Below are 8,043 nucleotides of genomic sequence, written 5' to 3'. Positions count from 1 at the left end.
TACTCCGAAGTGCTTTGATAGAGTTAATTGTAGTAACTTGGAGTTTCTTAGAGTTGTTCATAGTAACCTGTAGTTGTTTGGAGTCGGATCATTTTGTCCGTCTCCCTTTTTATTTGTCTGGGGGATTGGTTGGCGGATACTGATAATCAGTATATTATTACCTATCGCGCATCTATATTTGATAATATAGACGCTTCAAAAAAAGATGCTGCAAAAGATGATGAAATAAAACGTCTGAAAGATGAAATAACAGCATTACATCAAAGAGATGTTGAGCTTATGGAACTTAAGAGAGAGGTTACAGAATTAAAGAAATTGCTTAAGGAAAAAGAAGAAATAATCAAGTCAATAAACTCATCTTCCAGAAAATCAATATCCATTATTACTAACACTACAAATAGAAACTAAGAGACGCGTTCCAAAGAGTAAAAACCTTTGGAATGCGTCATTTTTTTATCTTATTGGAATTATTAACAAAGTATAAACAAGTAGCTGAAGTCACTACAATATTAGACATATTCTAAAGTTGTTATAAGGCAAGACACTTTGCAGCATTAAGCTGGCTTTGGAAAAGGCTGTTTCCGAGGGGAAAAAGAGGATAATCTATGTTATCCCATACACGAGCATTATTGAGCAGACGGCGAATATTTTTAATGAGCTATTCGGAGATGTGCTTCCCGTGGTTCAGCACCATTCAAACTACTGTCCCGATGAGGACGATGAGAATGGGCTTACCGCTGACAAACTGAAACGGGTTTGCGAAAACTGGGACGCTCCTCTCATTGTCACCACAAATGTGCAGTTTTTTCAGAGCTTTTATCACCGCAAAAGCAGCAGGCTGAGAAAGCTTCACAATATTGCCGACAGCGTTATTGTTTTTGATGAGGTGCATATGATGCCTATACCTTTTTTACAGCCTTGTCTCAGGGCGGTGGGGTATGCGGTAAAATATCTTGGCAGCGAGGCGTTCTTTCTGTCGGCTACTATGCCCGATTTCGGGGAGCTTTTCGGAAAATATGCTAAGGGCTGCGAATATGACGAGCTTATTTCCGACAAGTCGGAGTTCGGGTCTTTCAGGAACTGCGGATTTAAGTTTCTGGGGCAGACAGCCTGGGAAAGGCTTGCTCATATGTCCGAGGAAAATGACAGCTCTCTTATTATCGTTAACAGCAGAAAGTCCGCAGGCAGGCTTTATGATATGTGCAGGGGTATGGACAGGAAGGTATACTGTTTGTCTACATATCTTACTCCTAATGACCGAACAAGGCTTATTGCTGAGATACGTGAGTCACTTCACAGCGGCGATAAGATAACCGTTATTTCCACCTCACTTATCGAGGCGGGCGTTGACCTGGATTTCCGGGCGGTGTACAGAGAAATTGCAGGTATTGACAGCATTTTGCAGTCTGCAGGTCGGTGCAATCGTGAGGGTAAAAAAGATAACTGCTTTACCTATATTTTTATTGGTGAAGATGGTATGCCGAAGGGTGATCTTGAAATGAAAGCTCAGATATCAAAGGGGCTTCTTGAGAGCGGTAAGGATATTGCTGAGCCGGAGGTCATCACCGAGTATTATAGCAGGCTTTACCGTTTCAGGGAAGATGTTATTGTCGAAAATACCATATCAAACGGCGTGAAAGCTATTGATCAGATACCGTTCAAGGATTACAGCGAGAGATTTGACAATATGATAGACGGGGACACGGTGGGAATTGTCATTCCCTGCAAGGAAAACAAAGAGCTGCTTGAAAAGCTGACCTTCGGGGACAGAGGGGTTCTCAGAAAGCTGCAGAGATATACGGCGACAGTTTATTTTTACGAGTTTCGTGATATGCTGGATAGGGGCGTTATCGGGGATATGGGTACGGGTGTTTACAGGCTTACGGTTCCCGGGCTTTACAGCAGAGACAGGGGACTTGACACAAGCGGCAATACGATAAATGTAATTTGAAAGGAATGATAAAATTGGGCTATGGATTTAAGATAATTGCTGATGGGGATTATGCTTGCTTTACAAGACCGGAGCAAAAAATAGAAAGAGTGAGCTATGATGTTCCCACTCCGGGGGCGCTTGAGGGTATGATAAAATGCATTTACTGGAAGCCGGCGATCAGGTATGTAATAGACCGTCTGGTGGTTTTTAATCCTATTGAATTTGAGAATATCAGGCGCAATGAGGTCAAGGAAAAGATATCCTTTAATAAGGTGAAAAGTGCTATGAACGGCGGCGAAAGCCCCGAGATATACACCAAGGAAAACATCAGTCAGAGGGCGGGAATGGTACTGAAAAATGTTCGGTACGGCATTGAATTTCACTTTGAGCTGACGGGGATAAAAAGCGACAATGAGGACGAGGGCGAGGAGAAGCATTACAATATCCTGCTGAGACGTCTCAGAAACGGTCAATGCTTCAAGCAGCCTGTTTTCGGGTGCAGGGAGTTTTCCGTTAAAAGCATAAGGCTTGTTGACGAGTTTCCTCTTGATGAGATATCGCCTGCGCTGGCGGGGGACAGAGACCTGGGAATTATGCTTTACGGTATGAAATTCAAGGACGGGGGCATTCCCGTTAACGGCAAATTTTCCGACGATGCGGACGCTGTTTATTATCACCCTCATCTGATAGACGGGGTCATTGATGTGGCAAGGTACAGGAGGGATACGCTATGCTTATAAAGGCGCTGTGCGATTTTTATGATGTGCTGGCGGCGGAGGGGAAGGTCATCGAAAAGGGTTTTTCCGCTGTTCCTATACAGTATGCTGTTTCGCTTTCACCCGAGGGAAGGATAACGGGCATTACGGACATACGGCGGGAAAGGACTGTTACCGACAAGAAGGGAAAGGTCAAAACGGAGTACGAGCCTGTTATGTGCAGGTTCCCTTTCAGGGAAAAATCCACGTCAATTAAGGCTTACAGAATTGACCACAGAGGGAAGTATATTTTCGGGCTTTCCTATGACCCCGACACCAACACTCTTTCGGTGACAGACAAGCTTGCCAATGACAAATTCAAGGAGAAAAATCTTGAGTTTATCGAGGGTATGGACGAACCTTTGGTAAATGCTTTCAGAAATTTTCTGACAGACTTTGTTCCCGAAGATGAAACGGAAAATCCGTTAATTCTGAGTCTCGGAAAAAATCTTAAAGACGCAGGATTTTATTTTATACAGGATGGATTTGCAGGTAAGCCTCTTCAGGAAGCGGACTGTATTGTACAGAAAATACGCTCAGAAAATGCAGCAGAGGAAAGCTCCGATGATGACGAGATTTGTGCGGTATCGGGCAAAAGAGGAAAGATTGCTCAGCTTCATAATAACGTCAAGGGTATTCTCGGTCAGAAAGCAGGCACCTTCGTATGCGTTAACAGCACGGCAGGGGAGTCCTACGGGAAAACAAAGGCTTACACAAGCAATATTTCCGAGGAGTCGATGTCCAAATATACGGAGGCTTTCAACTATCTTACGTCTCACACCGACCCCAACACTCAGAAATTTACAAACAAGGCTTATATTGACTCGATGACGGTCATATTCTTCGCCGCAGACAAAAATTCGGAAAAGGAGGACGCTTTCCTGCGGTTCTTTGCCTTTGACGACAGCATAAATGCAGATAAGCTTGAGCCTCAGATACAGTCGGTTATGGCACATATACAAAAGGGCGACGCTCTGGACATAAACGAGATAGTAACGGACGGTTCGGCGGATTATTATGTGGCGGGACTTGTTCCTAACTCCTCGAGAGTTTGTATGAAATTCTGTTACAGAGATTCATTCGGAAAGATACTTGAAAATGTGCTGAGACATCAGAGGGATATTTCTATGGGTTCGGGAGACAAGCCTGTTACCGTATCTCAGCTTACGGCTGAGCTTGTATCGCCCGTTTCGAAGGAGCAGGCTCCGCCGCCTCTTATATCGGCTCTGATGGACAGTATCTTTTTAGGGCGAAGATATCCCGACAGTCTGCTGGCGGCAGTGATAAACAGAGTAAAGACAGACAGCGATACCGAGGACAAGCCCTACAGAAAAATAAATTCAAGGCGTGTCGGAATTATAAAGGCGTGCCTTAACAGAAATTATAAGGAGGAATTTACAGTGGCACTTGACGAAAACAGAAAGGATAAGGCGTATCTCTGCGGACGGCTTTTCGCTGTTCTTGAGAAAATTCAGAGGGACGCTCAGGGAGACCTGAATTCAACCATTAAGGACTCTTATTTTGCGGCTGCCTGCTCAAAGCCTTCGGTTGTTTTTCCAAGACTTATGATGCTGGCTCAGAACCATCTCAAAAAGCTGGACAGCGATTATTACAACTATCTTATGGGAGAGATAATAAATCTTATGGAGGGGAATTTCCCGTCCGCTCTTTCCATTGAGGAGCAGGGTGCGTTTATAATCGGTTATTATCAGCAGTTTTTCCTCAAAAAGAAAGCTGCTGAGGGTTCGGATAAATAATGATATTGTGATTTGAAAGGAAGTTTTTATTATGTCAGCTATTGAAAACAGATACGAATTTGTAATGCTCTTTGATGTTGAGAACGGCAACCCCAACGGTGACCCCGATGCGGGTAATCTCCCGAGAATTGACTCGGAAACTGCTCACGGCATTGTGACAGACGTTTGCCTCAAGAGAAAGATACGCAATTTTGTGGAGATATTCAAGGAGGGTGAGCCGGGCTATAACATTCTTATCAAGGCAGACCGTTCTCTTAATTCCAAGTTTACTGCAGCTTATGAGGAGTGCGGTCTTGAAAAGAAGCAGAAGGGCAAAAATGCCGATGATGTGGAGCGGGCAAGAAAGTATATGTGCGAAAATTACTTTGATGTACGTACATTTGGCGCTGTAATGAGTACGGGTGACGACCCCTGCGGAATTGTAAGAGGTCCTGTTCAGATAAATTTCGCAAAGAGCCTTGACCCTGTTTTTGAGCAGGATATTACCGTTACAAGACAGGCTATTACTACAGACGGCGATTTCAATGACAAGGGCAAGCGCACGGAAATGGGCAAAAAGCATTATGTTCCTTACGGACTTTACCGTGCAGAGGGCTATATTTCGGCAATGCTTGCTCAGAAGGTCACAGGCTTTTCCGAGGACGATCTGGAGCTTTTATGGACTGCAATAATCAATATGTTTGAGCACGACAGAAGCGCTGCAAGGGGAAAGATGTGTATGAGAAAGCTGTATGTTTTCAAGCATTCAAATGCTCTTGGAAACTGTCCTGCACATATCCTGACCGACAAGATAAGCTGCACATTTACTCCCACCGAGGAAAAGCGTGTTCCCAGAAGCTTTTCGGACTATGTTATCACCGTTGACAGAAATATGCCCGAAGGTGTTGAGCTGATTGAAAAGCTGTGATAAACGTTCCGTCAATATCAGGGCGATACAGCATTTTCTGTATTGCCCGAGGCGGTTCGGGCTTTTGGAAATAAACGGGGACTGGGCGGAAAATGCTTCGGTGGTAATGGGAAATATTATCCACGAACGTGTACACAGCGGTGAACGGGGAATGTGCAGGAACGGGTATTCAATGACGGCTGTGACCTTGTACAATGACGAGCTGGATATTTACGGCGTCTCCGACTGCATTGAGTTCGCTCCCGACAAAAACGGTGACTACATAGGCAAAGACGGGAAAAATTATACGGTGACGTTAGTTGAGTATAAGCCTACTCGTCCTAAAAATGGCGAGATATCTCTGCCCGATGCGGTGCAGGTTTTTGCTCAGAAGCTTTGCGCTGACAAGGTTTTTGGCTGTAACTGCAAAGGGGCGGTTTATTATGCAGACGTCAGGAAACGTACTGTTCTGCCCTTTGACAGCGAGTATGATAAATACTATGAGCGTGTAACGGGGCTTATTTCTCAGATGAGGGATATTCTCGAAAGCGGAGAGATACCTCTTCGTAAAAAGGGTCAGCGCTGCAGCGGCTGTTCTCTGGAAAATGTATGTATGCCAAAATGCGAAAGCTACAGCGTGAAGGATAATATCCGTCAGATGCTGGCGGAGTGAGGGGTGATAGAGATAAAAAAACTGCTGAATACTCTTTATATTACCGAGGAGGACGCTTATCTGTCTCTGGACGGGGAAAATATCGTTATTAAGATGTCCGATGAGCAGGTGTTCCGTATGCCTTTTGCAAATCTGGAGTCTGTGTTCTGCTTTTCATACCTTGGCTGTTCTCCTGCTTTGATGGGAAAGCTGTGTGAATGTGGGATTGCGCTGAATTTTATCTCTCCTCAGGGCAGATTTTTGGGAAGACTTCAGGGAACGACAAGAGGAAATGTTCTGCTTAGGACTGCTCAGATAAAGCTGTTTTCCGGGGAGGAGGACGCTATCAACCAAAAAACTCTCGGGCTTATCAGAAATACTGTGGCGGCAAAGCTTGCAAATTCCTGCGCTGTCCTTAAAAGGTCGCTCAGGGATTATCCCGAGATTGATAATGACGGTTCGGTGAGTGCTTGTATCCGCCGTCTCGGTGAGTCTGCGGAGGCTGTTTTCGGATATAACGACAAGCTTGAGATCCTCGGAGCGGAGGGCAGTGCGGCTAAGGCTTATTTTGATGTGTTTGACCGTATGCTTGTGAAGCAGAGGGAGGATTTCAGAATGGCATACCGCACGAAGCGTCCGCCTCTTGACAGGATAAATGCTCTGTTATCTTACTTGTATACCATTTACACCTGCGATTTTGCGGCGGCTCTTGAAAGTGTGGGGCTTGACAGTTATGTTGGGTATTATCACGAGCTGCGGCCCGGGCGGAGCTCTCTTGCCTGCGATCTTGTAGAGGAGGCAAGGTTCATTATCGAGAGACTTGTTTTAACTATCATAAATCTCAGGCAGATCAAGGCGGAGGATTTCGAGACTCAGGTAAGCGGGGCTGTTATGCTCACTAAGGAAGGCAAGAAAAAAGTCTTGACCTTATGGCAGGAGAAAAAGCGGTCCGTAATAGTTCATCCGTATCTTAAACAGAAGATACCTTTGGGCCTTCTGCCCTTTGTTCAGAGCAGTTTGCTTGCTAAATTTATCAGGGGTGAAATTGATGAGTATCCGTCGTTTTTGCTGAAGTGACGGGGGTGTTTTCGGTTTGATGGTTTTAGTGAGTTATGATGTTTCCACAACGGATAAGGCAGGCAGGACGAGACTCAGAAAAATCGCCAAGGAATGTGTGAATTACGGTCAGCGTGTACAGAATTCGGTTTTCGAGATAGATGTGGATTACGGCACATTTCTGAAAGTCAAGGACCGTTTGCTGAAAATTATTGACAATTCCCGTGACAGCCTGCGTATATATTATCTGGGTAACAAATGGCAGAATAAGATAGAGCATTTCGGGGTCAAGGAGACCTATGATCCCGAGGGGGTTATTATTCTGTAGGTCTGCGAAGTCCGGTTGATGTCGGATAAGTGCAGGTGAGTTATATCATTTTGTGTATATTATTGTAGAATATACAATAATATATACATTTATATTGTCTTGTCCGCTCCACTTATGGGTGGCGGCTCTATTTTAGCACTACATATAGAGTCGCACCCCGTGTGGGGTGTGTGAGTTGAAATTGAACAGTTGAAATCCGCATACAGTTTCTCCAAGTCGCACCCCGTGTGGGGTGTGTGAGTTGAAATTGCGGCGGCTCTGGCTTCATCGAAAGTGTCAAATGGTCGCACCCCGTGTGGGGTGTGTGAGTTGAAATGGATATGGCGTATTTAACGGCAGAGGAATTTCTGCGTCGCACCCCGTGTGGGGTGTGTGAGTTGAAATAATCCAAGCACCTCTGCCTTTGCCTTTGGGGACAGTCGCACCCCGTGTGGGGTGTGTGAGTTGAAATCCTGAGAGCGGTATTAACATCATCGGGGAATGCGTCGCACCCCGTGTGGGGTGTGTGAGTTGAAATTTGCAAAATTGTTGTATGACGTACTGATGAAACCGTCGCACCCCGTGTGGGGTGTGTGAGTTGAAATGCGGCGTACCTGCTGGATTTGTACGGCGGTGAACGTCGCACCCCGTGTGGGGTGTGTGAGTTGAAATTGCTCTGTCAAGCCGATCCTTTAGG

At 45.3% G+C, this 8,043-nt stretch carries 7 protein-coding genes, 1 pseudogene and 1 CRISPR repeat array; all 8 genes and pseudogenes read left to right on the top strand.

Annotated features, from left to right (window positions below):
- Positions 1 to 129 precede the first annotated feature (129 nt).
- The gene (locus ACR0QN_RS13625; protein ID WP_432651770.1) at positions 130 to 408 is read left to right on the top strand and encodes a hypothetical protein; all 279 of its coding nucleotides are present in this window, start codon (positions 130 to 132) and stop codon (positions 406 to 408) included.
- A gap of 139 nt (positions 409 to 547) precedes the next feature.
- Positions 548 to 1,951, top strand: a pseudogene (gene cas3 / locus ACR0QN_RS13620) (CRISPR-associated helicase Cas3'); the annotation flags it as partial.
- 14 nt (positions 1,952 to 1,965) lie between these two features.
- Positions 1,966 to 2,673 carry a type I-C CRISPR-associated protein Cas5c gene (gene cas5c / locus ACR0QN_RS13615; RefSeq protein ID WP_432651769.1) on the top strand — a complete coding sequence of 236 codons (708 nt, stop codon included), beginning with the start codon at positions 1,966 to 1,968 and terminating at the stop codon, positions 2,671 to 2,673.
- Positions 2,664 to 4,445, top strand: a complete 1,782-nt coding sequence (cas8c, locus tag ACR0QN_RS13610) for a type I-C CRISPR-associated protein Cas8c/Csd1 (RefSeq protein WP_432651768.1) — start codon at positions 2,664 to 2,666, stop codon at positions 4,443 to 4,445. Before cas5c ends, cas8c begins: the two co-directional genes overlap by 10 nt.
- A 31-nt stretch (positions 4,446 to 4,476) precedes the next feature.
- Positions 4,477 to 5,352 carry a type I-C CRISPR-associated protein Cas7/Csd2 gene (cas7c, locus tag ACR0QN_RS13605; RefSeq protein ID WP_432651767.1) on the top strand — a complete coding sequence of 292 codons (876 nt, stop codon included), beginning with the start codon at positions 4,477 to 4,479 and terminating at the stop codon, positions 5,350 to 5,352.
- A complete protein-coding gene (gene cas4, locus ACR0QN_RS13600; protein WP_432651766.1) occupies positions 5,339 to 6,004 on the top strand; it encodes a CRISPR-associated protein Cas4 in 666 nt (221 codons plus the stop codon). The genes cas7c and cas4 overlap by 14 nt, the downstream gene beginning before the upstream one ends.
- A gap of 3 nt (positions 6,005 to 6,007) precedes the next feature.
- Positions 6,008 to 7,060: a type I-C CRISPR-associated endonuclease Cas1c gene (gene cas1c / locus ACR0QN_RS13595; protein WP_432651765.1), complete on the top strand. Its 1,053-nt coding sequence runs from the start codon at positions 6,008 to 6,010 to the stop codon at positions 7,058 to 7,060.
- A gap of 16 nt (positions 7,061 to 7,076) precedes the next feature.
- Entirely contained in the window at positions 7,077 to 7,367 is a 291-nt protein-coding gene (gene cas2, locus ACR0QN_RS13590) for a CRISPR-associated endonuclease Cas2 (protein WP_432651764.1), read from the top strand.
- Positions 7,368 to 7,516: 149 nt separating this feature from the next.
- Positions 7,517 to 8,018: direct repeats of the CRISPR family, unit length 33 nt; unit sequence GTCGCACCCCGTGTGGGGTGTGTGAGTTGAAAT.
- Positions 8,019 to 8,043: the final 25 nt, after the last annotated feature.

Source organism: Huintestinicola sp. (genome assembly GCF_050874005.1).
GTDB lineage: Bacteria > Bacillota > Clostridia > Oscillospirales > Ruminococcaceae > Huintestinicola.
Note: the sequence above shows the minus strand (reverse complement) of the source record. Positions and strands in the feature narration are given on the sequence as shown.